The organism is Actinocatenispora thailandica (assembly GCF_016865425.1).
Lineage (GTDB): Bacteria > Actinomycetota > Actinomycetes > Mycobacteriales > Micromonosporaceae > Actinocatenispora > Actinocatenispora thailandica.
The window spans coordinates 6162030-6185073 of record NZ_AP023355.1 but is presented as its reverse complement, the minus strand read 5'-3'; the positions used below and the strand labels follow the sequence as shown (position 1 = coordinate 6185073).

The window sequence follows — 23044 nt, the reverse complement described above, 5'->3', positions numbered from 1 at the left end:
GTTGGGCGCCCGCCGCCGTCAGGAGAAGGTCAGCCGCCAGCGATAGAGTGATGACACGGACACCACCAGGTGCTCGTGGCTTGGCCGGAGCCCGTCCCGCGGGCTCGCCGGCAAGGCTCACAACCGGGTGACCGAGGACCGCAACCGGGACACGAGCACGTGAGGAGCACGAAGGAATGTTCGAGAGGTTCACCGACCGCGCCCGTCGCGTTGTCGTCCTGGCCCAAGAAGAGGCCCGGATGCTCAACCACAACTACATCGGTACCGAGCACATCCTGCTCGGGCTCATCCACGAGGGTGAGGGCGTTGCGGCCAAGGCGCTGGAGAGCCTCGGCATCTCCCTCGAAGGCGTCCGCCAGCAGGTCGAGGAGATCATCGGCCAGGGCCAGCAGGCGCCGAGCGGGCACATCCCGTTCACCCCGCGCGCCAAGAAGGTGCTGGAGCTGTCGCTGCGGGAGGCGCTGCAGCTCGGCCACAACTACATCGGCACCGAGCACATCCTGCTCGGCCTGATCCGCGAGGGCGAGGGTGTCGCGGCCCAGGTGCTGGTCAAGCTCGGCGCCGACCTCAACCGGGTGCGGCAGCAGGTCATCCAGCTGCTGTCCGGCTACCAGGGCGGCAAGGAGACCGCCGGTGCCGGCGCCACCGGTGAGGCCACCCCGTCCACCTCGCTGGTGCTCGACCAGTTCGGCCGCAACCTGACCCAGGCCGCCCGGGAGGCGAAGCTCGACCCGGTCATCGGCCGGGAGAAGGAAATCGAGCGGATCATGCAGGTCCTCTCCCGCCGCACCAAGAACAACCCGGTGCTGATCGGCGAGCCCGGCGTCGGCAAGACCGCCGTGGTCGAGGGGCTGGCCCAGAAGGTCGTCAAGGGCGAGGTGCCCGAGACCCTGAAGGACAAGCAGCTCTACACGCTCGACCTGGGCGCCCTGGTGGCCGGCTCGCGCTACCGCGGTGACTTCGAGGAGCGGCTGCGCAAGGTCCTGAAGGAGATCCGTTCCCGCGGCGACATCATCCTGTTCATCGACGAGATCCACACCCTGGTGGGTGCGGGCGCCGCCGAGGGTGCGATCGACGCCGCCAGCATCCTCAAGCCGATGCTGGCCCGCGGTGAGCTGCAGACCATCGGTGCGACCACGCTCGACGAATACCGGAAGTACCTGGAGAAGGACGCGGCGCTGGAGCGCCGGTTCCAGCCGATCCAGGTGGACGAGCCGTCGCTGGCGCACACCATCGAGATGCTCAAGGGGCTGCGCGACAAGTACGAGGCGCACCACCGCATCTCGATCACCGACAAGGCGCTGGTGGCCGCCGCGACCCTCGCCGACCGGTACATCTCGGACCGCTACCTGCCGGACAAGGCGATCGACCTGATCGACGAGGCCGGCGCCCGGATGCGGATCCGCCGGATGACCGCGCCGCCGGACCTGCGCGAGTTCGACGAGAAGATCGCCCAGGTCCGCAAGGACAAGGAATCCGCGATCGACGCGCAGGACTTCGAGCGGGCCGCGCAGCTGCGCGACTCGGAGAAGCAGCTGCTGAACCAGAAGTCGCAGCGCGAGAAGGAGTGGAAGTCCGGCGACCTGGACGTGGTCAGCGAGGTCGACGACGAGCAGATCGCCGACGTGCTGGCCAACTGGACGGGCATCCCGGTCTACAAGCTCACCGAGGAGGAGACCTCCCGGCTGCTGCGGATGGAGGACGAGCTGCACAAGCGGGTCGTCGGCCAGGAGGACGCGGTCAAGTCGGTCTCGCAGGCGATCCGGCGCACCCGGTCCGGCCTGAAGGACCCGAAGCGGCCGTCCGGTTCGTTCATCTTCGCCGGCCCGTCCGGCGTCGGGAAGAGCGAGCTGTCCAAGGCGCTGGCCGAGTTCCTGTTCGGCTCGGAAGACTCGATCATCCAGCTGGACATGAGCGAGTTCCACGACCGGTACACGGTGTCCCGGCTGGTCGGCGCGCCTCCCGGCTACGTCGGGTACGACGAGGGCGGCCAGCTGACCGAGAAGGTGCGGCGCAAGCCGTTCTCGGTGGTGCTGTTCGACGAGATCGAGAAGGCACACCCGGACGTGTTCAACACGCTGCTGCAGATCCTGGAGGACGGTCGGCTGACCGACGGCCAGGGCCGCATCGTGGACTTCAAGAACACGGTGATCATCCTGACCACCAACCTGGGCACCAGGGACGTGGCCAAGGCGGTCTCGCTGGGCTTCTCGCAGTCCAACGACTCGGACAGCAACTACGAGCGGATGAAGCTGAAGGTCCAGGACGAGCTGAAGAAGCACTTCCGGCCGGAGTTCCTGAACCGGATCGACGACACCGTCGTGTTCCACCAGCTGTCCGAGGAGAACATCCTGGAGATCGTGGACATCATGATCGCCCGGATCGAGACCCAGCTGCGCAACAAGGACATGGGCATGGAGCTCACCGACGGGGCCAAGCGGTTCCTGGCGAAGAAGGGCTTCGACCCGGTCCTCGGTGCCCGGCCGCTGCGCCGCACGATCCAGCGGGAGATCGAGGACGCGCTGTCCGAGCGCATCCTGTTCAACGAGATCACGCCCGGCCAGATCGTGCTGGTGGACGTCGAGGGTGACCCGGCCGACATCGACAAGTCGCACCTGGTCTTCCGCGGCACCACCAAGCCGGTCGAGGTGCCGGACGCGGTGCCCGCCGACCTGAGCGCCGGCGAGGCCACCGAGTAACGAGCAACGCCCTGCGGGCCCCGAACCAGCCGGTTCGGGGCCCGCAGCGTTTCCGGAGCCCTCCAGCGCGGCCAGTGCCGGCCGGTCAGGTCGGGAGGGCGTAGCGGTCGCCGGCGAGGCGGTGCACCAGCCCGTCGTCGAGCAGCCCGGCCAGCGCCCGGTCGCGCTGGGTGCCGTCCTGCCACACCGCGTCGAGCGCGGCGCGGGGCACCGGCGCGGTCGCCTCCCGCAGCACGGCCATCAACAGCCCGCGCACCTGCCGGTCGGTACCGGCGAACTTCTGCACCTTGCGGGCCGGGCCGGTCGCCGCCGGCCGCCCGGCGCGCTGCCAGCCGCACTCGGCATACACCGGGCAGTCCGCGCAGCGCGGCGCGCGGGCGGTGCAGATCAGCGCGCCGAGTTCCATGAACGCGATCGAGGCGCGGGCCGCGTCGGCCGCGTCGGCCGGCAGCAGCTCCTCGACCGCGGCGAGGTCGGCCACCGTACGGGGCGGGCCGGCGTCGCCGAGCGCGGTCACCGCGCGGGCGACGAACCGCCGCACGTTGGTGTCCACCACCGGATGCCGGTCCCCGTAGGCGAAGACGGCGACGGCTCGGGCCGTGTACGAGCCGATCCCGGGCAGCGCGAGCAGCGCGTCGACCTCTCGCGGCACCTCGCCGGCGTGCCGGTCGACGAGCGCCTTCGCGCACTCGTGCAGCCGCAGCGCGCGGCGCGGGTAGCCGAGCCGGCCCCAGGCGCGGATCACCTCGGCCGCCGGTTCGACGGCCAGGTCCTGCGGGGTGGGCCAGCGGGCCAGCCACTCCCGCCACACCGGCAGCACCCGGTGCACCGGCGTCTGCTGCAGCATGATCTCGCTGACCAGCACCGCCCAGGCGGACACGCCCGGGGCCCGCCAGGGCAGCTCCCGGGCGTGTTCGGCGTACCAGTCGCTGACGAGCGCGGCCAACCGCCGCTCCGGTACCGAGCTGTCCATCGCCGTCCGATCCTGCCACACCGCCTCGACACCCCCGTACCGCCGGGACGGCAGAGCCGCGCCGTCTCGGCCTCGGTGCACCGGGACGTCGAGGCGAAGCCCTAATCGCGGTAGTTCTTGCCGATCGGGGTGCCGGGGATCGGCTGGGCGATCAGCGCGACCGGGATGAACAGGCAGATCTGGCCGATCACCAGGGTCAGCGTCCACAGCGCCCGCTCGTCGTAGTGCGCGGCGGCCCGCGCGTACAGCTCGTCGTCCACCCGGCGGCCCGCCGGGTTCGGCACCAGTACCGCCTCCACCAGCTCCAGCGCGACTCGCTCGGCGTCGGTGAAGTACGGTGCGTCGCGCCACGACGAGACGGCGGTGATGCGCTCCTCCGCCTCGCCCGCCCTGCGCAACTGCTCGGTCTGCCGGACCGTGTGGTACGTGCTGCCGACGAGCTGGCCGGCCCGCAGCTGCACCAGACCGATGGTGGCCCGCGGGACGGCGCCGTTGCGGGTGATCTTCGCCAGCGCGTTCGACACGGTGCCCAGCTCCGGGAAGTACCGGCCCGGGTTGGGCAGCCGGGAGGTGACGTCGTCGGGTTCGGTGCTCGTGGTCATCTCTGGTGATCCTCTCCGTCCGGGCCGGCGCCGGTGGTCCCGGCGCCCCGATGCTTCGACGAAACAGCCCGCGCGAATGTGAGCCGCCGGACATCGTGGTGGTGCCGCGTCGCCGGTGCGGCATCGTTCGTCACGACCGGGCACGTCGCCTCGCCCGCCGGCGGGCGGCTCGGTCCGCGGGGAGGGACGGTGGGCCGATGGACACCGAGCCGGTGAGCGGGCGGTACGACCCGGGCCCGGCGGCGGTGCTCGGCGAGCGCCGCGCGCTGACGAGCCTCGCGTACCGGTTGCTCGGTTCGCTCGCCGACGCCGAGGACGTGGTGCAGGAGGCGTACCTGCGCTGGTACCGGCTGTCCGGCCGGGAGCGGGAGCAGATCGCGTCGCCGGGCGGGTGGCTGACCACCGTCGCCAGCCGGATCTGCCTCGACCTGCTCGGTTCGGCCCGCGCCCGGCGGGAGCGGTACGTCGGTGAGTGGATCCCGGAGCCGGTGCCCGGGGACGGCACGCCGCCCGGCGGCCCGCTGCCGAACCCGCCGCCGGACCCGGCCGACCGGGTCACCCTGGACGAGTCCGTCACGATGGCGTTCCTGGTCGTGCTGGACTCGATGACGCCGGCCGAGCGGGTCGCGCTGATCCTGCACGACGTCTACGGGTACCGGTTCACCGACGTGGCGGTGATCGTCGGCCGCACCGCGGCGGCGTGCCGCCAGTTGGCCACCTCCGCCCGCCGCCGGATCCGGGCCGCGCAGCCGGCGGCGAAGCCGGACGACGCGCTCCGTCAGCGGGTGGTCCGCGACTTTCGCCGGGCCTGGGAGGCGCAGGACATCGACGCGCTGCTCGGCCTGCTCGACCCCGATGCCACCGTGGTCGTGGACGGCGGCGGCCTGGTCAGCGCCGCCCGGCAGCCGATCCACGGCGGCCGGCAGATCGTCCGGTACCTGATGGGTTTCGTGGGCCGGGGCCAGCCGCCGGCGCTGCAGGAACGTACCGTCAACGGCCAGCCCGGGCTGGTCGCCCGGCGCGGCGACGACCTCGTCGTGGTGGCTGCGGTCGAGGTCGTCGGCGACCGGATCGCCCGCATATGGGCGGTTCGTAACCCGGAGAAGTTGCGCACCGGCTGGGCCTGAGGGGCGTCCTGGACGCTTCGCCCGGCTCCGGGACGCGGTCGGGGAAACCGGATGCCCCCCGCAGCCGACCCGAACCGGGTCGATCCGGCGCCCGCTCGCCGCGCCTGGGGCCGACCTGACCCGCCACGTTCGCCGTGCCTGGCGCCGAACGTGGCGTGTCACGTTCCGGGCCCGCGTACCGTCTGATGGTCATGACACGGGTATTGGTGACGGGCGGTACCGGCGTGCTCGGCCGGGCGCTGGTCGAACGGCTCAAGGACCGCGCCGAGGTACGGGTGCTCAGCCGGCGGGAAGGGCTGCCGACGGGTTCGGTCCGCGGCGATCTGGAAACGGGCATCGGACTGGCGCAGGCGCTGGACGGCGTGGACGCCATCGCGCACTGCGCGACCAGCGCCGACTACCGGCACCCCGAGCGGGATGTCGCGCAGACCCGGCGGCTGCTCGACGAGCGCGGTGACCGGCCGCTGACCTACATCTCGATCGTCGGCGTGGACCGGATCCCGTTCGGTTACTACCGGGCCAAGCTCAACTCGGAGCTGGCGATCGCGCAGTCCGGCGCGCCGTGGACGGTGCTGCGCACCACCCAGTTCCACGACCTGGTCCTGCGCTTCCTGCGACCACTCACCCGCCCGCCGGTGGCGGTGGTACCCAAGCTGACGGTGCAGCCGGTCGACGTCGGTGAGGTCGCCGGCCGGATGGCCGACCTGGTGCTCGGCGAGCCGGCCGGCCGGGTGCCCGACATGGGCGGCCCGGAGGTGACGTCGCTGCCCGAACTGATGCGTACCTACCTGTCGGTCACCGGCCTGCAACGACGGATGCTCCAGGTGCCGGTACGGCTGCCGGGGCGCGTCATGGCAGCCTTCCGGGACGGCGCGCACCTGGCGCCGGACCACCCGGACGGTCGCGTCACCTTCGCCGAGTACCTGGAGAGCCGGCGCCAAGCCGACGGCACGGTCACCAACCCGTACTGACCGGTCCGCGCTCGCACACCAGGTGCGGCGGTGGTGATCGGCGGCCGTCGATCCGGCGCGCCTACCGGCATTCGCGGACGTCGTCGCTAACGTGTTCGACCATGCGGATGACGGTTGGCCCGCTCCCACCCGCCGTCTACTGGCGACGGCGGGTCATCGTGCTGGCCGGCGTGGCGCTGGTGGTCGTGCTCGCGGTGTGGGCGTGCAGCCCCGCGGCGCCGGAGCCCGGCTCGCACCAGGCGGCCGGCACCAAGCAGCATTCGGCCAGCCGCGGGTCCGGGTCCGGCTCGTCGACCGGGCCGACGACCGGCTCCCCGTCGCCCACCGGCAGCCCGTCGGCGAGCCCCACCCCGACCGCCGGCAGCGGCGACGGTGCGCCGGTGGACTCCGCCGCGGTGCCGCCCCCGGCCGACGCCGGCGAGCCGGCCGCGCGCTGCGGCGACGATGCGCTGACCGTGTCGGTCGGGGTGGATCCCCGGCGGATGCCGGCCGGCTCGACGCCGGCGCTCTACCTGACCATCGGCAACGGTTCGACCAAGCCCTGCACCCGGGATATCGGCGCCGACCAGCAGGAGCTGTACGTCAAGCACGGCGACACCACGGTCTGGTCGTCGGACTACTGCGACCCCAACCACGGCTCCGACGTCCGCCGGTTCGACCCGGGCGTGCACGTCACGTACCGGCTGGTGTGGGACGGCCGCACGGCGAGCAAGGGCTGCAAGACGGCCCGGCACGCGCTGTCCCGCGGCTCCTACTCGCTGGACGGCCGGGTCGGCACCAAACACGCCAAGCCCTACCCGCTGACCGTCACCTGACCGGTCACTCGGCCCAGTCGAGCTGCGGTTCCGGCACCCTGGCGCCCCGCCGGCCAAGCCGCGACCTGGGCCACCCGGGGCAACCGCGGCGGCCGGCCGGTCGGTCGCCGCCGAACCGGAGGCTCGCGCCGATCCGTACGCCCTCGATCATCGCCACTCCCGGAAGTCGGCGCCAACGCCCCGACGGCAGCTACGCGGGCCGACGGGGTGGGTCAGACGTAGCGCTCCAGGATGGAGGCCTCGGCGAGGCGGGACAGGCCCTCCCGGACGGTGCGGGCCCGGCTGTCGCCGACGCCGTCCACCGCCTGCAGGTCCTCGACCGTGGCGCCGAGCAGCCGCTGCAGCCCGCCGAAGTGCCCGACCAGCCGGTCGACCACCGCGGACGGCAACCGCGGCACCTTCGCCAGCAGCCGGAAGCCGAGCGGGCTGATCGCCGCCTCCAGCGCCTCGGTGGTCGCCGGGTAGCTGAGCGCCTTCGCGACCGCGGTCAGGTCGAGCAGTTCGGTCGCGGACAGCTCGTCGAGCTGCGCCAGCACCTCGTGCACCTGCGGCGGGATGCGCCCGGGCGGGAAGTAGTCGCGGATGACCAGGGCGCGGTCCTCGTCCACCCCGGCCATCAGCTCGTCGAGTTGCAGCGCGAGCAGCCGGCCGTCGGTGCCGAGCTCGATCACGTACCCCTCGATCTCGTCGGCGATCCGGCGCACCATCTCCAGCCGCTGCACCACGGCCATCGCGTCCCGCACCGTGACCAGGTCCTCGATCTCCAGCGCGGACAGCGTGCCGGACACCTCGTCCAGCCGCGCCTTGTACCGCTCCAGGGTGGCGAGCGCCTGGTTGGCCCGGGACAGGATCGCCGCCGAGTCGTCCAGGACGTGCCGCTGGCCGGTCACGTACAGGCTGATGATGTGCATCGACTGGCTCACCGAGATGACCGGGTACCCGGTCTGCCGGGCCACCCGCTCGGCGGTGCGGTGCCGGGTGCCGGACTCCTCGGTCGGTATCGACGGGTCCGGCATCAGATGCACCGCGGCCTGCACGATGCGGGAGCAGTCGTTGGTGAGGATCACCGCACCGTCCATCTTGCACAGCTCGCGCAGCCGGGTCGCGGAGAACTCGACGTCCAGCGGGAAGCCACCGGTGCACAGCACGTCGACGGCCCGGTCGTACCCGAGCACGATCAGCGCACCGGTGTTGCCGCGCAGGATCCGCTCCAGGCCTTCCCGCAGCGCGGTGCCCGGCGCCATCAGCGCGAGCGTCGCGCGCAGCGGATCATCCCGGTCGATTGGCACCTCGCCGCTCCTTCGATCTCCGCCGGAGAACCGGGGCAGCCCGCCCCGAGCGCGGACCACCCCGCCCGGCACAGTGTAGGGAATGCGGGCCTTGCCAACAGCGCCCCAACAACCAGTCGATCACGCTTCGTGTCCGAAGCGATGTGCGCGCCCCCGGCCGGGCGGCGGCCCGGGACCCCAGCGGCGCCGTTCACGGACAAAACCGGGCGTTTTCAGTCGCGCGATCCCCGAGCGGCGTCGGCCACCGCCCGTAGCGCCGCACCCAGGTCCGGCACCTCGGTGACCGACAGCCCGGCCGGTGCGTCGACCCCGGTGGCGGCCGGGCCGCAGCCGACCGGGACCAGCGCCCGGGTGAAGCCGAGCCGCGCCGCCTCGGACAGTCGGCGCGGCACCGCGGACACCGGCCGCACCTCGCCGGCCAGGCCCACCTCGCCGATGGCCACCAGGTCGGCCGGCAGCGGGAAGTCGCGGGACGCCGACGCCACCGCGAGACTCACCGCCAGGTCGGCCGACGGCTCGTTCACCCGCACCCCGCCGACCGTCGCGGCGAACACCTCCCGGTCGTGCAGCCGCACCTTGCAGCGCCGTTCCAGCACCGCCAGCGCCATCGCCACCCGGGCCGAGTCGAGCCCGGACACCGCGCGCCGCGGCGACGGCAGCACCGACGGCGCCACCAACGCCTGCACCTCGGTCAGCAGCGGTCGGCGGCCCTCCACGGTCACCGTCACGCAGGTGCCGGGCACCGGGTCGGCATGCCGGGACAGGAAGAGGCCGGACGGGTCGGCAAGGCCACGGATGCCGCCGTCGTGCATCTCGAAGCAGCCCACCTCGTCCGCCGCGCCGAACCGGTTCTTCACCGCGCGCACCAGCCGCAACGTCGAGTGCCGATCGCCCTCGAAGTGCAGCACCACGTCGACCAGGTGTTCCAGCACCCGGGGGCCGGCGATCGCACCGTCCTTCGTGACGTGACCGACCAGCACGGTGGCGATGCCGCGCTCCTTGGCGACCGCGACCAGCGCCGCGGTGACGGCCCGGACCTGGGTGACGCCGCCGGCCGAACCGTCCACCTCGGGCGAGGCGATCGTCTGCACCGAGTCGAGGATGAGCAGGCCGGGCTTGACCGTGTCGATGTGCCCGAGCACGTTGGCCAGGTCGGTCTCGGTGGCGAGGAACAGGCTGTCGTGCACGGCTCCGGTGCGCTCCGCCCGCAGCCGCACCTGCGCCGCCGACTCCTCGCCGCTGACCACCAGCGACGGGCTGGCCGCGACCGGCCGCGGGGCGCTGGCACACCAGCGGTAGGCCACCTCCAGCAGCAGCGTCGACTTGCCCACGCCGGGCTCGCCGGCGAGCAGCACCACCGAACCGGGCACCAGCCCGCCGCCGAGCACCCGGTCGAGCTCGCCGACACCGGTCGGCCGGTGCGCCGCCTCCTCCAGGTCGACCGCGCCGATCGGACTGGCCGGCACGGACGGCGCGCGCGCGGCCAGCGCCGGCGCCGCCGCCGGTGCGGCCGCGGCCGGCGCGGCCTCGACGATCGAACCCCAGCTGCCGCAGTCCGGACAGCGACCCACCCATTTCGGCACCGCGAACCCGCACGCGTCGCAGTGGTAGGCGGGGCGGACGGTGCGCACTGCCGGGCCGCGCGAGGCGGAACCCTGCCGAGTGCCGGAGCTTCGGGAAGTCACGGCCGAAACGCTATGCCCCGGGTACGACAGTGCCGCGACGCCGCGCCCGGATCGGCGCGATGCCGCGGCACCGTGTTGCGGGTCCCGGCTGCGACCTCAGCCCTCCTTGGGGTGCTCGACGCCCGCCGGCGAGCGCGTGGTGACCTGCTGCGGCGGCGCCATCGGCACGTCGACCTGGACGTCGCCAGCCTTCTCGAAGTGGAACACCAGCCGCACCGTCTGGCCCGGCCGCAGGTCCCGGCGCACCTTGTACAGCTCGAGGTATTTGCCCTGGTCCGGCAGCAGGGTCAGCAGGTCCTGGGTGGCCACGGTGAGGTGGAACCGGTCCGAGCCGGGCGGCTGGTCGTTCGGCGTCGGGGAGGCGCTGCCGGACGGCGAGGCGCTGCCCGACGGGGAGGCGCTGCCGGACGGGGAGGCGCTGCCGGACGGCGACGCGGCGGCCGACGCGGTGTTGTCGACATAGACGACGGACTCGGCCGCGTCGGTGCTCACCGAGGTCAGCGCGTCGTCGGCGGCGCCGGAGTTGGCGATCCGCACCACCAGCGGCGCGTCCTGCCCGCGGTGTACGTCGCGTCGCCGCCACCGGGGAACAGCACCGTCAGGTCGCGCAGGGCGATGGTGCCGGAGTCGGACTGGGCGTTCGCGCCCTGCACGGCGGGCTGGATCTTGGCGGTCTCCGAGATCTGGCCGGCACCGCAGCCGGCCAGCACCGCGGCGGCACCCACGCCGGCAACCAGCGCGAGCGCGCCACGTCGGGTGAACCGACGCAGCCGAGGCGATCGAGACGACACAACACTGCGGCTCACGGTGCGGATCCTCCTTGCAGCAATGCCCAGGTAGGCCACCGGACAGCCTAATCCCGGCCGTGTCGGTGCGTGCGGAGAGGTACCGATCGGCTCCCCCGGGCCCGCCCGTTCGGCGGCGCAGCCGATCGCCGGGCTCTCAGCCGGCGGCAGCGCCAGCGAGCACCAGCAGCGCGACGTCGACCAGGGCGACCACCAGGACCACCCGGAAGCTGGCGCGGGAGCCCGGTCGGCGGCCGGCCACGGCGCCGACCACCAGCGCCGCGAGCGCCACCGCGAACCCGGCCGGCCCGTACCAGCCCGGTACCCCGTAGGCGAGCAGGCCGGAGGCGACGAGCAGCAGCGCCGCGCCGACCCACCAGGAGGTACGGGCGCCGAGCCGGTGCGGCAGCCCCGCGATCCCGGCGGCCCGGTCGGCGTCCAGGTCGGGCAGCGTGTTGAAGAAGTGCGCCCCGCCGCCGAGGGCGGCACCCGCCGCGCACAACCACCACGGCACCGGTACGCCGGCGCCGAGCAGTACGAACGCCGGCAGCAGGCCGAACGAGGCGAGGTAGGGGAGTACCGAGGCGGGGGTCGCCTTCAGCGGCCGGTCGTACAGCCAGGCGCTGCCGACCGCGACGAGGTGCGCGCCGCCTGCCAGCCAACCGGACAGCAACGACAGCGGTACCGTCGCGGCCGCGGCGGCGAGCGCCGCCCGGCGCAGCGTCGCCGGCGTGACCAGCCCGGCCACCACCGGCTTGTCCCGCCGGCCGGCGGCGAGGTCGCGCGCCGCGTCCAGCCAGTCGTTGGCCCAGCCGACGGACAACTGGCCGGTGCACACCGCGGCCGCCACCGACAGGGTGCCGGCGGCGCCGCGGCCGACGGCGACCGACAGCACCGTGGCCACCACGGTGACCGCCGCCACCGGCTCCGGGTGGCAGCCGCGGACCAGCCCCATCGCCGCACGTCGCACGCCCACCGGCGCACCGCCGTCCGCCGCCCGCGCACCGGCCCGGCCCCTGGACACCATGTCGCCAGTCTGCCGCCCGCATCGCGATCCGGCGTTGACGCCGCCAGGGTGGACCGGCGCACCGTCGGGGATGCGACGCTGCCCGGTCCGCGATGAACCTCCCGGTCATCCGGTTCGTGTGACAGGGTCGAGGGGTGATCGCGATGGTGCACACCGTCGATTCGGCGCCCGGCCGGCACCGGGGCCGGAACGAGCTGTCCCAGTACGAGCGGCTGCGCGACGAGTGGTGGCGTCCGGGCAGCGTGTTCACCCCGCTACGGTGGCTGGCCGAGGCGCGGGCCCGGCTGGTCCCGCCGGCCGGCCGGCCCGGCGCGGTGCTCGTCGACCTGGGCTGCGGCGGCGGGTTGCTCGCGCCGTGGCTGGCCGGGCGCGGGTACCGGCACGTCGGCGTGGACCCGGTGAGCATCTCGCTCGCGCTGGCCCGCGAGCACGGGGTGACCCCGCTGCGCGGCGATGCCTACCGGGTGCCGCTCGCGTCCGGCTGCGCCGACGTGGTGGTGGCCGGTGAGCTGCTGGAACACGTCGCCGACCCGGCCCGGGTGATCGCCGAGGCGGCCCGGCTGCTGCGGCCCGGCGGGCTGCTGGTGGGCGACACGATCAACGCGACGGCGCTGGCCCGGCTGCTGCTGGTCACGCTCGGCGAACGGGTGCCGGCGGTGGCGCCGCGCCCGGACGGGCCGGGCGATCGGTCCCGGTTCCGGCCGGTGATGGCGGCCGGCATCCACGACCCGGACCTGTTCGTACCGCCCGCGTTGCTGCGCACCGCGGCCCGCGCGCACGGCATGGACCTGCAGGTACGTGGCCTGCGGCCGGGCCTGCCGGGGCTGCTGCGGTTCCTGACCACCGGGCGCGGGCCGGTGCCGATGCTTGCCGGCGGTTCGCCGGCGCTGCTCTACCAGTTCCGCGCGACGCGACGTGCCGCCCCGGCGCGTGGGACGCGACGTGCCGACCCGCCGCGCGGGACGCGACGTGCCGACCCGCCGCGCGGGCCGTCGTGACCCGGCCGTGGCGCGCGAGGCGGCCCGGCCGGCCGTTCGGGGGAGGCCGTGGGCTGAGTCGTTTCGTGCCGGGCCGCGTGCCGAGCCGTTTGGTGGGAAGCAGGGTGACGAGCCGTTTCGCGAGCGCGGTTCCGCCGCGCGGCGGAACCGGCAGGATCCAGGGAGGCGACGTTGACCAGCACGCGTGAGGTGACCGAGGAGCAGCCGCTCACCCCGGAGCGGGCGGTGGCGGCGGCCGCCGCGCTGGTACCGGACCTCGCGGCGCGGGCCGCGGAGTACGACGTGGACGGGGCGCTGCCGGCCGCGGACCTCGCCGCGCTGCGCGACGCCGGGCTGCTCGGCCTGATGGTGCCGCCGCGGCTGGGCGGTGCCGGAGCCGGGTTCGCCGACTACGCCCGGGTGGCGATGGAACTGGGCCGCGGCAACGGTGCCACCGCGCTGATCTACAACATGCACGCCTCGGTCACCGGGGCGCTGGCCCAGACGCCGGACGAGCTGGCCCGCGCGCTCGGCGCGACCGACGCGTACTTCGCCGCCCGGGACAGGATCCTCACCGCCGCGGTGCGCGACGGCGCTCGGTACGCGGTGGCGATGAGCGAACCGGGCGCCGGTTCCCGGCTGTCCGAGCTGGTCAGCAGCTACCGGGCGGACGGCGACGGGTTCCTGGTGGAGGGCCACAAATGCTTCGTGTCCGGCGCCGAGGGGGCCGCCGGCTACCTGGTCGCGGCGCGCTCGGCGGCCGAGCCGGACAAGGTCTCCCAGTTCCTGGTACCGGCCGGGGACGGTGTCCGGATCGCGCCGAACTGGGACGTGCTCGGCATGCGCGCCACCGCCAGCCACGACCTGCACCTGTCGGCACGGGTACCGGCCGATGCCCTGCTCGGCGGCGTCGAGGGGCTGGCGCTGCTGGTCGCCGCGGTGATGCCGCAGTGGCTGGTGGCCAGCTACGCCGCGGTGTACGTGGGGGTCGCGCAGGCCGCCGTGGACGCCGCGGTGGCCTATGTGGGGGGCCGGAAGCTGGCCACGCTGCCCGCGGTGCGGGCCCGGATCGGCCGCGCCGAGGCGAGCGTGGCCGCGACCCGCCTCGCGGTGCTGGAGGCGGCCCGCCGGGTCGACGACGATCCGGGTTCCCCGGAGACCAACCGCTGGGTGTGGCGGGCCAAGCTGCTCGCCGGGGACACGGCGGCCCGGGTGGCGAGCGACCTGCTGGAGGCGGCCGGGGCCGGCGCCTCCCGGCGGGGTCAGCCGCTGGAACGGCTGTACCGGGACGCCCGCTGCGGCGCGCTGCAACCGGCGACCAGCGACGTGTGCGCCGACTGGCTCGGCGTCGCCGCCCTCGGCGGCGACCCGAACGCCGCGGGGACGGCCCCTCGATGGTGACCACCCCCGGCGCGCCGCCGGTGCCGAGCCTGCCCGCGGTGGCACCACTGCCCACACCGGCGGCGACCACGCGGGCCGGCGGCGACGGCCCGGCGGTGACGCCGGTACTGGCGGGGTTGGCCGCGGCGTTCCCGCCGGCGGTGGACCAGTCGACGCTGTGGACGGACTTCTTCGCCACGCACTACCGGGACGTGCGCAGCGCCGGCCGGATCTTCGCGCACGCCGGCGTGCGGCAGCGGCACCCGGCGATCAACCCGCTGGTCGAGGACATCTCGACGGCCGGCACCGGGGACCGGATGCGCCGGTACCTGACCGAGGCGCTGCCGCTGGGCCGGTCCGCGGTGACCGCTGCGCTCGCCGACGCCGGCCTGTCGGTACGCGATCCGGGCCTGCTCGTGGTGGCCTCCTGCACCGGCTACGTGACGCCCGGGGTGGACATCCGGCTGGCCGCCGAACTCGGGCTGCGCGACGACGTGCAGCGGCTGCTGATCGGCCACATGGGCTGCTACGCGGCGTTGCCGGGGCTGGCCGCGGTCGCCGACTTCGTCACCGTGCACCGGCGGCCCGCCGTACTGCTGTGCGTCGAGCTGACTTCGCTGCACCTGCAGCCGGCCAGCCGGGACCTGTCCCAGGTGGTGGCGCACTCGTTGTTCTCCGACGCGGCGGTGGCGGCGGTGCTGCGGCCGGCGGAGGCGGCGCACCCGGTGCCGGGGCTGGCGGTGGTGGACGTGGCGGCGACCACCGACGTGTCCACCGCCGAGCAGATGACCTGGGACGTCACCGACCACGGGTTCCGGATGGGGCTGTCCGCCCAGGTGCCGGACACGCTGGCCGGCCAGCTGCCGGGCACGGTGGCGGCGCTGCTGCGCCGGCACGGCCTGGCCGTCGCCGACGTCGCGCACTGGGCGGTGCATCCGGGCGGCCCGCGCATCCTGGACGTGGTGCAGGAGCGCCTCGGGCTGTCGGACGCGGCGCTGGAGCCGTCCCGCGCGACGCTGCGCAGGCACGGCAACTGCTCGTCCGGCACCGTGCTCGCGGTGCTGCAGGATCTGCCGGTACGCCCCGGTGAGCGCACCGTGGCGCTCGCGTTCGGTCCCGGCCTGACCCTCTACGCGGTGCTGTTGCGCGCGGTGTGACGGCGCCGCTCAGCCGGCGAGGGCGGGTACCCGTTCGGCGAAGTCGGTCGGATCGACGGTGGTGGCGACGGTGGCGGTCAGCGCGCCGTGCTGGTCGACCAGCAGCGCGGTCGCGGTCTTGTCGGCGAGCTTCGTCCTGTGCTGTCCGGCGGCGACCGCCTCGGCGAGCTGACCCCCGCTGTCTCGGACCGCGGTGACCCGGCTGCCGGCCGGCAGGGCCGGCAGCGTGGGCGGGGTGGTGGCGCCGACCACGAGCACCCGGACGTGGCTGCCGGCCGCCTGGGCGGTCCCGCTGATCAGGCTGCCGCAGGCGCAGTGCCGCAGCACCAGGACCACGGCGGGGTGCACTCCGCGCAGCGACACGGACCGGCCGGACGCGGCGGCGAGGGTCAGATCGGGCAGCGGTGCGCCGGTCTGCACCGCGGTGGCCTTGCTGCTGGGGGTGGTGCCACCGCGCCGCCCCTGCGGGAACAGGGCGGCGAACAGGCTGGTGGTGGCGACCAGCACGGCCATCGTGAGCAGCACCAGGGGCAGCATCAGGTGCTGCATCCGGCGCCCGGGGCGCAGCCCGTGGCGGTGCAGCAGCGCTTCGCGGCGCAGCTCGCGCCGCACCTTCGTCGCCTCGCGGTCGAGTTCGGCGGCGTCGTCGGGAATGACGATGCGTCCCCACTCGGGCGGGAAGCCGGGCAGTCCGTCGGGGTCGGGCGACCTGCGGCCGCCGTCGTCGTCACCAAGTTGACCGCTCACCGCTGCCTCCTCGGCTGCTTGGTTCCACTCTCTCTCACGTTCCCGGAGAGCACCAGGGATGGCACCGGACGAGATCGGATCCGGGCTGTACCCACGTGCGTTTCAGGACGAAGCGGACAGCTGACTTTTCGTGCCCATTAGATCACCAGTAGTCGCGATCGGCTCGCGTGTGCCGGGTGAATCGGCGTTTGTCAAGTCGAGTAGGCCTCCTCACACGCCGCTGACCAGCGGTTATGGCGGCATCCGGAGTCCCGGTCCGGGGCAACGGCGTGTTACCCTTAACACAGCGAAAGGGGTTTCGAACCTATGGCTTTCAGTGTCGGCGAGACCGTTGTTTACCCCCACCACGGGGCCGCACTCATCGAGGCAATCGAGACCCGGACCATCCGGGGCGAGGAAAAGCAGTACCTCGTGCTCAAGGTTGCGCAGGGCGATCTGACGGTGCGGGTTCCAGCTGAAAACGCCGAGATCGTCGGTGTCCGGGAAGTGGTTGGCGAAGAGGGCCTGAACAAGGTCTTCGATGTGCTGCGCGCTCCGCACACCGAGGAGCCGACCAACTGGTCGCGGCGGTACAAGGCAAATCTGGAGAAGCTGGCGTCCGGCAACCCGCTCAAGGTTGCCGAGGTCGTGCGGGACCTGTGGCGTCGGGAACGGGAGCGTGGGCTGTCGGCTGGCGAGAAGCGCATGCTCGCCAAGGCCCGCGACATCCTGGTCGGCGAGGTGGCCCTCGCCGAGAAGAGCACCAAGGACGAGGCGGAATCGCTGCTCGATCGCGTTCTGTCCGAGGCCTGAGCAAGTCACAACGCAACATCGCATGAACGAGGACCGCGACGTGACCGCGTCGACAGCAAGACGCGGCGACGTCGCGGTCCTCGTGCCTGCTGCGGGCCGGGGTGAGCGGCTCGGCCCCGGGCTGCCGAAGGCGCTGCGCGAGCTGGCCGGTTCGCCGTTGCTGGTGCACGCGGTGCGCCGGCTGGCGCAGGCCCGTTGCGTCGGTCACGTCGTGGTCGCGGTGCCGGCCGGCGCGGTCGAGTCGGTGTCCGCGCTGCTCACGCCCGTCCTTGCGGGGTCCGGGGTGGGCTTGGATCTGGTCGTCGGTGGCGCCGAGCGGCAGCAGTCGGTGGCGGCGGCGCTGGCCGCCGTGCCGGGTGGTTACCCGATCATCCTGGTGCACGACGCGGCGCGGGCGTTCGCGCCGCCGGAGCTGGTCGACCGGGTGGCCGCCGCGGTGCGCGCCGGCAGCGACGCGGTGATCCCGGTGCTGCCGGTGGTCGACACCATCAAGCGGGTCGACCGGGACGGCGCGGTGACCGGTACGGTCGACCGCACGGTGCTGCGCGCGGTGCAGACCCCGCAGGGCTTCCGGCGGCCGGTGCTCGCCGCGGCGCACGCCGCCGACGCGGACGGCGGCGCGACCGACGACGCCGGGCTGGTGGAGCGGATGGGCGGCCGGGTGACCACGGTGCCCGGCGCCGAGGCCGCGCTCAAGATCACCAGGCCTTTCGACCTCGAGGTCGCGGCTCTCCTGATCGACCTGTAGCCGCCGCTGCGGCGGTCTGGTCCGGTTCGGCCGCTGGTGCGGCGCCCGCCGCGCCGTTCGTTAGGCTCGCGGCGTGATCATCCCGCTGGTCGGCGTCGGCACCGACATCCACGCGTACCAGGCGGACCGCGACTGCTGGGTGGCCGGCCTGCACTGGCCGGGGCAGCCCGGGTTGGCCGGCCACTCGGACGGCGACGTGGCCGCGCACGCCGCCTGTGACGCGCTGCTGTCCGCGGCCGGCCTGGGCGACCTGGGCGCCAACTTCGGCACCGCGGAGCCGGAGTGGGCGGGCGCGGCCGGTACCGCGCTGCTCGCCGAGACGGCCCGCCGGGTCGGCGCCGCCGGGTACGCGGTGGGCAACGTCGCGGTGCAGCTGATCGGCCGGTCCCCGAAGATCGGGCCGCGCCGAGCCGAGGCGCAGGACGCGTTGTCGGCGGCGCTGGGCGGCGCCCCGGTCCGGGTGTCCGCGACCACCAGCGACGGGCTGGGGTTCGCCGGGCGGGGCGAGGGGCTCGCCGCGATCGCCACCGCCCTGGTGTATCGGCCGTGACGGGTGAGTGGCGGTCGGCGGGGGCGTCGGGTCGTTAGGCTCGGGGCGTGACGGGGGAGCCGGACGAGACGGGGCGGGACACCGCCGCCGAGGTGCGCACGTTCATCCAGCGCGCCGACCTGCTCGACGACCTGGGCCACTTCGCGGAGGCGGCCGAGGAGCTGCGTGATGCGCTGCGGCTGGCGCCGGACAACCCGGAGGCGTTGGCCACCCTGGGCATGGTGGAGCTGCGCGCCGGTCGCGCCGAGCAGGCGCTCCCGCCGGCCCGCGCCGCGCTCGCCGCCGACCCGGAGCATCTGCTCGGCCAGGTCGTCTGCGGGTATGCGCTGGTCGCGCTGGAGCGCAAGCAGGATGCGATCGACGCCGCGGAGCGCCTGGTCGAGGTCGATCCGGAGTCCTGGCTGCGGCAGCTGCACTTCGCGGCGATCGTGCGCCGGGTGCGCAACGGGCAGGCGACCCTGGACGCGGCCTGGCAGGCGGTGCGGCTGGCGCCGGACGAGCCGGAGACGCATCTGGTGCTGTCCGCGGTGGCGGCCGATCTGGGGCTGGTCGACCTGGCCCGGCGCGCGCACACCGAGGCGATCAGGTTGGACCCGCGGGCGGCGGACGACGAGCAGCCGTCGGTCCTGCGGCTGCGCCCGTCCCGGAGCGGGGGAAGCCGGCGCCGGACGAGCGGACCGAGCCGGTCGGTCCGGCGGCGCACGGGGTGCGGAGCGGGATGTCCCGGTTCCTCGCCGTCGGCGCGCTGTACGCGTGGGGCGGGCCGCTGGTGGTGGCGCTGACCACGCTGGCGGGCGGCGGTGCGGCCCGGGTGGTGGCCGCCGCGGTCGGGCTGCTCGGGGTGCTGCTGTTCGGGGTGTTCCGGGTGCATCCACCGGCCGGTCCGCAGCCGGCGTTGCGGGCGCTGCCGTCGCTGGATCGTTGGCTCGCGCTGGGTGCCTGCTGCGTGTTGGCGTGCCCGCCGATGATGCTGGTGTTCGCGCTGGTGACCTCGCCGTGGCCGCTGGGCGTGCTGATCCTGCTGGGCGCGTTCGCGTTCGCCGCGCTGGTGCTGCGCGCCGACGACCTGCACCGCGCCGGTCGGGGCCGCTGAGCCGCCACCGGCCGCGGGCCGGCCGGCGCCGGTGGCTCGCCGGTGCCGCACACCGTCGGTGCCCGGCGGGCGAGGTGCCGTGCCGCACCCCGGTGCCGGTGGCTCGCGGCCACCGGCACCGGGCCCGGTCAGGCCTTGCGGTTCCAGGTCCAGGCGTAGCCGGTGTCCTCGACGGACAGCCCGGGGTCGCACAGGTCGAGCGGGCGGAACGTGTCGACCATGACGGCGAGCTCGTCGAAGAACTCGACGCCGAGCGCGCGCTCGACGGCGCCCGGCTGGGGGCCGTGGGTGAAGCCGGACGGGTGCAGCGAGATCGAGCCCTGCTCGATGCCGGAGCCGCGCCGGGCCTCGTAGTTCCCGCCGGTGTAGAACATCAGCTCGTCGGAGTCGACGTTGTGATGGTTGTACGGGATCGGGATGGCGAGCTCGTGGTAGTCGACCTTGCGCGGCACGAACGAGCAGAGCACGAAGTTCGGCCCCTCGAAGGTCTGGTGCACCGGCGGCGGCTGGTGCACCCGCCCGGTGATCGGCTCGAAGTCGAAGATCGAGAAGGCCCACGGGTACAGGCAGCCGTCCCAGCCGACCGCGTCGAACGGGTGGTGCGCGTACACGAACTTCGTCCAGCCGCCGCGCTGCTGCACGATGACCTCGACCTCGGTCTCGTCCACCAGCAGCGGCTCGCTCGGGCCGCGCACGTCGCGCTCGCAGTACGGCGAGTGCTCCAGGAACTGTCCGCGGACCGAGAGGTACTTCTTCGGCGGGCCGATGTGGCCGGTGGACTCGACGGACAGCATCCGCAGCGGCTCGTCGCCGGTGGGCAGCACCCGGTAGATGACCGACATCGGGATGATCACGTAGTCGCCGAGGTGCACGTCGAGCGCGCCGAACTGGGTCTCGATCGTCGCGGTGCCGGCCTCGACGTAGAGGCACTCGTCGCCGATGGCGTTGCGGTACAGCGGGCTCGGCGCGTCGGCGGTGACGTACGAGACGCGGACGTCGTCGTTGGCGACCAGGTGCTGCCGGCCGGTGATGGCGTCCGCGCCGGTCGTGTCGAGCTTGTGGGTCTGCAGGTGCCGCGGCTTGAGCGGGTGGTTCGGGGTGCGGGTGACGCGGGGCGCGTCGTACGCGTCGGCCGCGAGGATGGCGGTCGGCGGGTAGCGGTGGTAGAGCAGGGAGGAGTCGCTGGAGAACCCCTCCTGGCCCATCAGCTCCTCCTTGTAGAGGGAGCCGTCGGGCTGCCGGAACTGGGTGTGGCGCTTCGGTGGGATCTCGCCCACCCGCCGGTAGTACGGCATCGGCCCTCCCGGGTACGGGCGCCGTCGGCGGTTCGCGTCGACCAGCGCCAAGCGTTCGTCCGATAATCGGACACTATTGTCCTATACACGTAGCGTCGACTACGGTCAGCGGTATGTCAACCGAGTCGCCGATCCCGGCGCTGTTTCGTGCGCTCGTCGACGACGCCGCCCTCTTCCCGCCGGGCAATGCGCCCATGTCGGTCGCGGTGGCCGAACACCGACACCACCGCTCGGCACCGTACACCGATCTGGTCGGGCCGCTGCTGCTTCCCGCCGCCCGGTGGAGCGAACTGGTCGACTGCCTGGACGCCGCGCCGGGCGGCATCGAGACGCCGGACGCGCAACGGCTCGGCCACCGTCCGGTGCGGCTGGACATCGGTCTGATCGGACCGATCGACCAGCTCGACGCGGTCGTTCCGGCAGCGCGCGCCGAACCCCGGGTGGCGCTGCGGCAGCTCGAATGCCCGGTCGGCGCCGAACCGGACCCGGTCGGCGCGGTCCGGGACGTCGCCGCCCGGCTCGACGCGGCGGTGGACCGGACGGTGCGCCGGTTCGTCGAGCTGCCCCGCGGGCCACGGCTGCTCGACGCGGTCGACGCGATCGCCACCGCTCGCGGGGACGGCGCCGCCGGGGCGAAGCTGCGTACCGGTGGGCTCACCGCCGACGCGTTCCCGACCGAGCCGGAACTGGCCCGCTTCGTCGACCGGTGCCGCGGGCACGGCCAGCCGTTCAAGCTCACCGCTGGGCTGCACCATGCGGTCCGGCACACCGCCGCGTCGACCGGGTTCGAGCACCACGGTTACCTCAACGTGCTCGCCGCGGTGTGCCTGGACTGGTTGCCCGACCCGCCGTTCGCCGGCACCGAGCAGGCGCTGGCCTGCCGCGAGGCCGGCCCGCTGGCCGAGGTGGCGCGGGCGATGCTGGCCCGCCCCGGCGAGGCCGGCCGGTCCCGGGCCTGGTTCGCGTCGTACGGGTCGTGCAGCGTCGCCGAGCCGCTGACCGATCTGGTGGAGCTCGGCCTGCTCGACCGCACCCTGCTGTCCCACCTGCCCGCGCCCAGAAAGGCCGACGCGTGACCAGCTGGATCGAGGTACCGGAGAGTTCGCCGTTCCCGGCGACCAACCTGCCGTACGGGATCGTCAGCAGGGGAGGCGGTCGGCGACACGTCGCGGTGGCGGTCGGCGACCAGGTGCTGTCGCTCGCCGCGACGGCGAACACCGGGCTGCTGGACGACGCGCTGCGCGACGAGTTCGGCGTGGTGGACCGCGCCGTGTTCGACGCGCCGAGCCTCAACCCGTTCCTGGCCAAGGGGTTCGACGTCTGGCACGCGGTGCGGGCCCGGCTGCTGGAGCTGGTCACCGACGCCGGGTACCAGCCGGCGCTGCGGTCCGCGCTGGTACCGCGGGACGAGGTCGCCGTGCACCTGCCGGTCGAGGTGGCCGACTACGTCGACTTCTACTGCTTCGAGGAGCACGCCGGCAACGTGGGCCGGCTGTTCCGGCCCAACCAGCCGCCGCTGCTGCCGAACTGGCACCGGCTGCCGGTCGGCTACCACGGGCGGGCCGGCACCGTCGTGGTCTCCGGCACCGACGTGGTCCGCCCGTCCGGGCAGCGGCTGGTCGACGGCGAGCCGGTGTACGGGCCGAGCATCCGGCTCGACATCGAGGCCGAGGTCGGCTTCGTGGTCGGCACCCCGAGCCCGCAGGGCAGCTCGGTGTCCACCGTGGACTTCGAGCGGACGGTGTTCGGCGCGGTGTTGGTCAACGACTGGTCCGCGCGCGACATCCAGGCGTTCGAGTACGTGCCGCTCGGACCGTTCCTGGGCAAGTCGTTCGCCACCAGCATCTCGCCCTGGGTGGTACCGCTGGAGGCGCTCGCCGCCGCGCGGGTGCCGGCCCCGGCGCAGGATCCGGTGCCGGCCGACTACCTGCTGCCCGCCGGCAGCGGCTACGACCTATCGCTCGCGGTCGACTGGAACGGCACCGTCGTGTCCCGCCCGCCGTTCGCCGGGATGTACTGGACCGCCGCGCAGCAGCTCGCGCACCTCACCGTCAACGGCGCCAGCCTGCGCACCGGCGACCTCTACGCCTCCGGGACGGTGTCCGGTCCGCGGCCGGCCGGCAGCGGCTGCTTCCTGGAGTTGACCTGGGGCGGCGCCGAGCCGGTGATGCTGGACGACGGGTCGCAGCGGGTGTTCCTGAACGATGGCGACACCGTCACGATCACCGCCACCGCACCGGGCGCCGACGGTACGACGATCGGGTTCGGCGAGGTCACCGGCACCGTCCTGCCAGCGCGCGACTGAGACCCGCGCGCCGCGATCCGGCCGCCA

23 protein-coding genes are annotated in these 23044 nt (G+C 73.9%); 14 read left to right on the top strand and 9 right to left on the bottom strand.

The genetic code is table 11. The features are described from left to right. Positions 1-176 precede the first annotated feature (176 nt). A complete protein-coding gene (locus Athai_RS27705) occupies positions 177-2699 on the top strand; it encodes an ATP-dependent Clp protease ATP-binding subunit (protein ID WP_203964201.1) in 2523 nt (840 codons plus the stop codon). Positions 2700-2784: 85 nt separating this feature from the next. Here Athai_RS27705 and Athai_RS27700 read toward each other — a convergent pair whose 3' ends face one another. Next, positions 2785-3672 carry an A/G-specific adenine glycosylase gene (locus Athai_RS27700; RefSeq protein WP_203964200.1) on the bottom strand — a complete coding sequence of 296 codons (888 nt, stop codon included), beginning with the start codon at positions 3670-3672 and terminating at the stop codon, positions 2785-2787. 101 nt (positions 3673-3773) lie between these two features. Next, positions 3774-4274, bottom strand: coding sequence for a carboxymuconolactone decarboxylase family protein (locus Athai_RS27695; protein ID WP_203964199.1), 501 nt, complete (start codon positions 4272-4274; stop codon positions 3774-3776). 197 nt (positions 4275-4471) lie between these two features. On the opposite strand from Athai_RS27695, the gene sigJ reads away from it, so the two are divergent. The 3 genes from sigJ to Athai_RS27680 all read left to right on the top strand — a co-directional run bounded on the left by sigJ (position 4472) and on the right by Athai_RS27680 (position 7187). After that, the gene (sigJ, locus tag Athai_RS27690; RefSeq protein ID WP_203964198.1) at positions 4472-5401 is read left to right on the top strand and encodes an RNA polymerase sigma factor SigJ; all 930 of its coding nucleotides are present in this window, start codon (positions 4472-4474) and stop codon (positions 5399-5401) included. 191 nt (positions 5402-5592) lie between these two features. Next, on the top strand, positions 5593-6372 hold the full coding sequence (locus Athai_RS27685) for an SDR family oxidoreductase (RefSeq protein ID WP_239157207.1): 780 nt from the start codon (positions 5593-5595) through the stop codon (positions 6370-6372). 101 nt (positions 6373-6473) lie between these two features. Then, a complete protein-coding gene (locus Athai_RS27680; protein ID WP_203964196.1) occupies positions 6474-7187 on the top strand; it encodes a hypothetical protein in 714 nt (237 codons plus the stop codon). A gap of 212 nt (positions 7188-7399) precedes the next feature. Here the strand turns inward: Athai_RS27680 and disA are convergent, their stop codons facing one another. The 5 genes from disA to Athai_RS27655 all read right to left on the bottom strand — a co-directional run bounded on the left by disA (position 7400) and on the right by Athai_RS27655 (position 11973). Continuing rightward, positions 7400-8431: a DNA integrity scanning diadenylate cyclase DisA gene (gene disA, locus Athai_RS27675; protein ID WP_239157478.1), complete on the bottom strand. Its 1032-nt coding sequence runs from the start codon at positions 8429-8431 to the stop codon at positions 7400-7402. A gap of 257 nt (positions 8432-8688) precedes the next feature. Further along, a complete protein-coding gene (radA, locus tag Athai_RS27670) occupies positions 8689-10161 on the bottom strand; it encodes a DNA repair protein RadA (protein WP_203964194.1) in 1473 nt (490 codons plus the stop codon). A 96-nt stretch (positions 10162-10257) separates the two neighbouring features. Then, a complete protein-coding gene (locus Athai_RS27665; protein ID WP_203964193.1) occupies positions 10258-10701 on the bottom strand; it encodes a copper chaperone PCu(A)C domain-containing protein in 444 nt (147 codons plus the stop codon). Beyond that, positions 10659-10967: a hypothetical protein gene (locus tag Athai_RS27660; RefSeq protein WP_203964192.1), complete on the bottom strand. Its 309-nt coding sequence runs from the start codon at positions 10965-10967 to the stop codon at positions 10659-10661. Before Athai_RS27660 ends, Athai_RS27665 begins: the two co-directional genes overlap by 43 nt. 136 nt (positions 10968-11103) lie before the next feature. Continuing rightward, positions 11104-11973 carry a UbiA family prenyltransferase gene (locus Athai_RS27655; protein ID WP_239157206.1) on the bottom strand — a complete coding sequence of 290 codons (870 nt, stop codon included), beginning with the start codon at positions 11971-11973 and terminating at the stop codon, positions 11104-11106. Positions 11974-12116: 143 nt separating this feature from the next. Between Athai_RS27655 and Athai_RS27650 the strand changes: the two genes are divergently transcribed. From Athai_RS27650 to Athai_RS27640, 3 genes are all read left to right on the top strand, one after another. Next, entirely contained in the window at positions 12117-12971 is an 855-nt protein-coding gene (locus Athai_RS27650; protein WP_203966331.1) for a class I SAM-dependent methyltransferase, read from the top strand. 189 nt (positions 12972-13160) lie between these two features. Next, a complete protein-coding gene (locus Athai_RS27645) occupies positions 13161-14351 on the top strand; it encodes an acyl-CoA dehydrogenase family protein (protein ID WP_203966330.1) in 1191 nt (396 codons plus the stop codon). Continuing rightward, entirely contained in the window at positions 14345-15487 is a 1143-nt protein-coding gene (locus Athai_RS27640; RefSeq protein ID WP_203964191.1) for a type III polyketide synthase, read from the top strand. The genes Athai_RS27645 and Athai_RS27640 overlap by 7 nt, the downstream gene beginning before the upstream one ends. 9 nt (positions 15488-15496) lie before the next feature. On the opposite strand, the gene Athai_RS27635 is transcribed toward Athai_RS27640, so the two are convergent. Then, positions 15497-16234: a hypothetical protein gene (locus tag Athai_RS27635; RefSeq protein WP_203964190.1), complete on the bottom strand. Its 738-nt coding sequence runs from the start codon at positions 16232-16234 to the stop codon at positions 15497-15499. 306 nt (positions 16235-16540) lie between these two features. Between Athai_RS27635 and Athai_RS27630 the strand changes: the two genes are divergently transcribed. From Athai_RS27630 to Athai_RS27610, 5 genes are all read left to right on the top strand, one after another. Next, positions 16541-17026, top strand: coding sequence for a CarD family transcriptional regulator (locus Athai_RS27630; RefSeq protein ID WP_030446561.1), 486 nt, complete (start codon positions 16541-16543; stop codon positions 17024-17026). 40 nt (positions 17027-17066) lie between these two features. Further along, complete coding sequence (ispD, locus tag Athai_RS27625; protein ID WP_420829849.1) at positions 17067-17774, top strand: 2-C-methyl-D-erythritol 4-phosphate cytidylyltransferase; 708 nt, start codon at positions 17067-17069, stop codon at positions 17772-17774. A 73-nt stretch (positions 17775-17847) separates the two neighbouring features. Next, positions 17848-18324: a 2-C-methyl-D-erythritol 2,4-cyclodiphosphate synthase gene (ispF, locus tag Athai_RS27620; RefSeq protein ID WP_203964188.1), complete on the top strand. Its 477-nt coding sequence runs from the start codon at positions 17848-17850 to the stop codon at positions 18322-18324. Positions 18325-18371: 47 nt separating this feature from the next. Further along, positions 18372-19106: a tetratricopeptide repeat protein gene (locus Athai_RS27615; protein ID WP_203964187.1), complete on the top strand. Its 735-nt coding sequence runs from the start codon at positions 18372-18374 to the stop codon at positions 19104-19106. Next, complete coding sequence (locus Athai_RS27610; protein WP_203964186.1) at positions 19043-19417, top strand: hypothetical protein; 375 nt, start codon at positions 19043-19045, stop codon at positions 19415-19417. Before Athai_RS27615 ends, Athai_RS27610 begins: the two co-directional genes overlap by 64 nt. A gap of 128 nt (positions 19418-19545) precedes the next feature. Here Athai_RS27610 and Athai_RS27605 read toward each other — a convergent pair whose 3' ends face one another. Continuing rightward, positions 19546-20712, bottom strand: coding sequence for a homogentisate 1,2-dioxygenase (locus Athai_RS27605; protein WP_203964185.1), 1167 nt, complete (start codon positions 20710-20712; stop codon positions 19546-19548). Positions 20713-20825: 113 nt separating this feature from the next. On the opposite strand from Athai_RS27605, the gene Athai_RS27600 reads away from it, so the two are divergent. Together Athai_RS27600 and fahA are read left to right on the top strand one after the other, a co-directional pair. Next, positions 20826-21788, top strand: a complete 963-nt coding sequence (locus Athai_RS27600) for a hypothetical protein (RefSeq protein WP_203964184.1) — start codon at positions 20826-20828, stop codon at positions 21786-21788. Next, entirely contained in the window at positions 21785-23017 is a 1233-nt protein-coding gene (gene fahA / locus Athai_RS27595; RefSeq protein ID WP_203964183.1) for a fumarylacetoacetase, read from the top strand. Before Athai_RS27600 ends, fahA begins: the two co-directional genes overlap by 4 nt. The last annotated feature ends 27 nt before the right edge of the window (positions 23018-23044 follow it).

Coding starts and splice junctions, on each gene's coding strand:
- Athai_RS27685 (WP_239157207.1), top strand. CDS start 5,593: ATGACACGGGTATTGGTGACGGGCGGTACCGGCGTGCTCGGCCGGGCG.
- Athai_RS27605 (WP_203964185.1), bottom strand. CDS start 20,712: ATGCCGTACTACCGGCGGGTGGGCGAGATCCCACCGAAGCGCCACACC.
- Athai_RS27680 (WP_203964196.1), top strand. CDS start 6,474: ATGCGGATGACGGTTGGCCCGCTCCCACCCGCCGTCTACTGGCGACGG.
- sigJ (WP_203964198.1), top strand. CDS start 4,472: ATGGACACCGAGCCGGTGAGCGGGCGGTACGACCCGGGCCCGGCGGCG.
- Athai_RS27600 (WP_203964184.1), top strand. CDS start 20,826: ATGTCAACCGAGTCGCCGATCCCGGCGCTGTTTCGTGCGCTCGTCGAC.
- Athai_RS27610 (WP_203964186.1), top strand. CDS start 19,043: ATGTCCCGGTTCCTCGCCGTCGGCGCGCTGTACGCGTGGGGCGGGCCG.
- Athai_RS27655 (WP_239157206.1), bottom strand. CDS start 11,973: ATGGTGTCCAGGGGCCGGGCCGGTGCGCGGGCGGCGGACGGCGGTGCG.
- Athai_RS27700 (WP_203964200.1), bottom strand. CDS start 3,672: ATGGACAGCTCGGTACCGGAGCGGCGGTTGGCCGCGCTCGTCAGCGAC.
- Athai_RS27640 (WP_203964191.1), top strand. CDS start 14,345: ATGGTGACCACCCCCGGCGCGCCGCCGGTGCCGAGCCTGCCCGCGGTG.
- Athai_RS27705 (WP_203964201.1), top strand. CDS start 177: ATGTTCGAGAGGTTCACCGACCGCGCCCGTCGCGTTGTCGTCCTGGCC.
- Athai_RS27650 (WP_203966331.1), top strand. CDS start 12,117: ATGGTGCACACCGTCGATTCGGCGCCCGGCCGGCACCGGGGCCGGAAC.
- disA (WP_239157478.1), bottom strand. CDS start 8,431: ATGGCGCCGGGCACCGCGCTGCGGGAAGGCCTGGAGCGGATCCTGCGC.
- Athai_RS27695 (WP_203964199.1), bottom strand. CDS start 4,274: ATGACCACGAGCACCGAACCCGACGACGTCACCTCCCGGCTGCCCAAC.
- Athai_RS27630 (WP_030446561.1), top strand. CDS start 16,541: ATGGCTTTCAGTGTCGGCGAGACCGTTGTTTACCCCCACCACGGGGCC.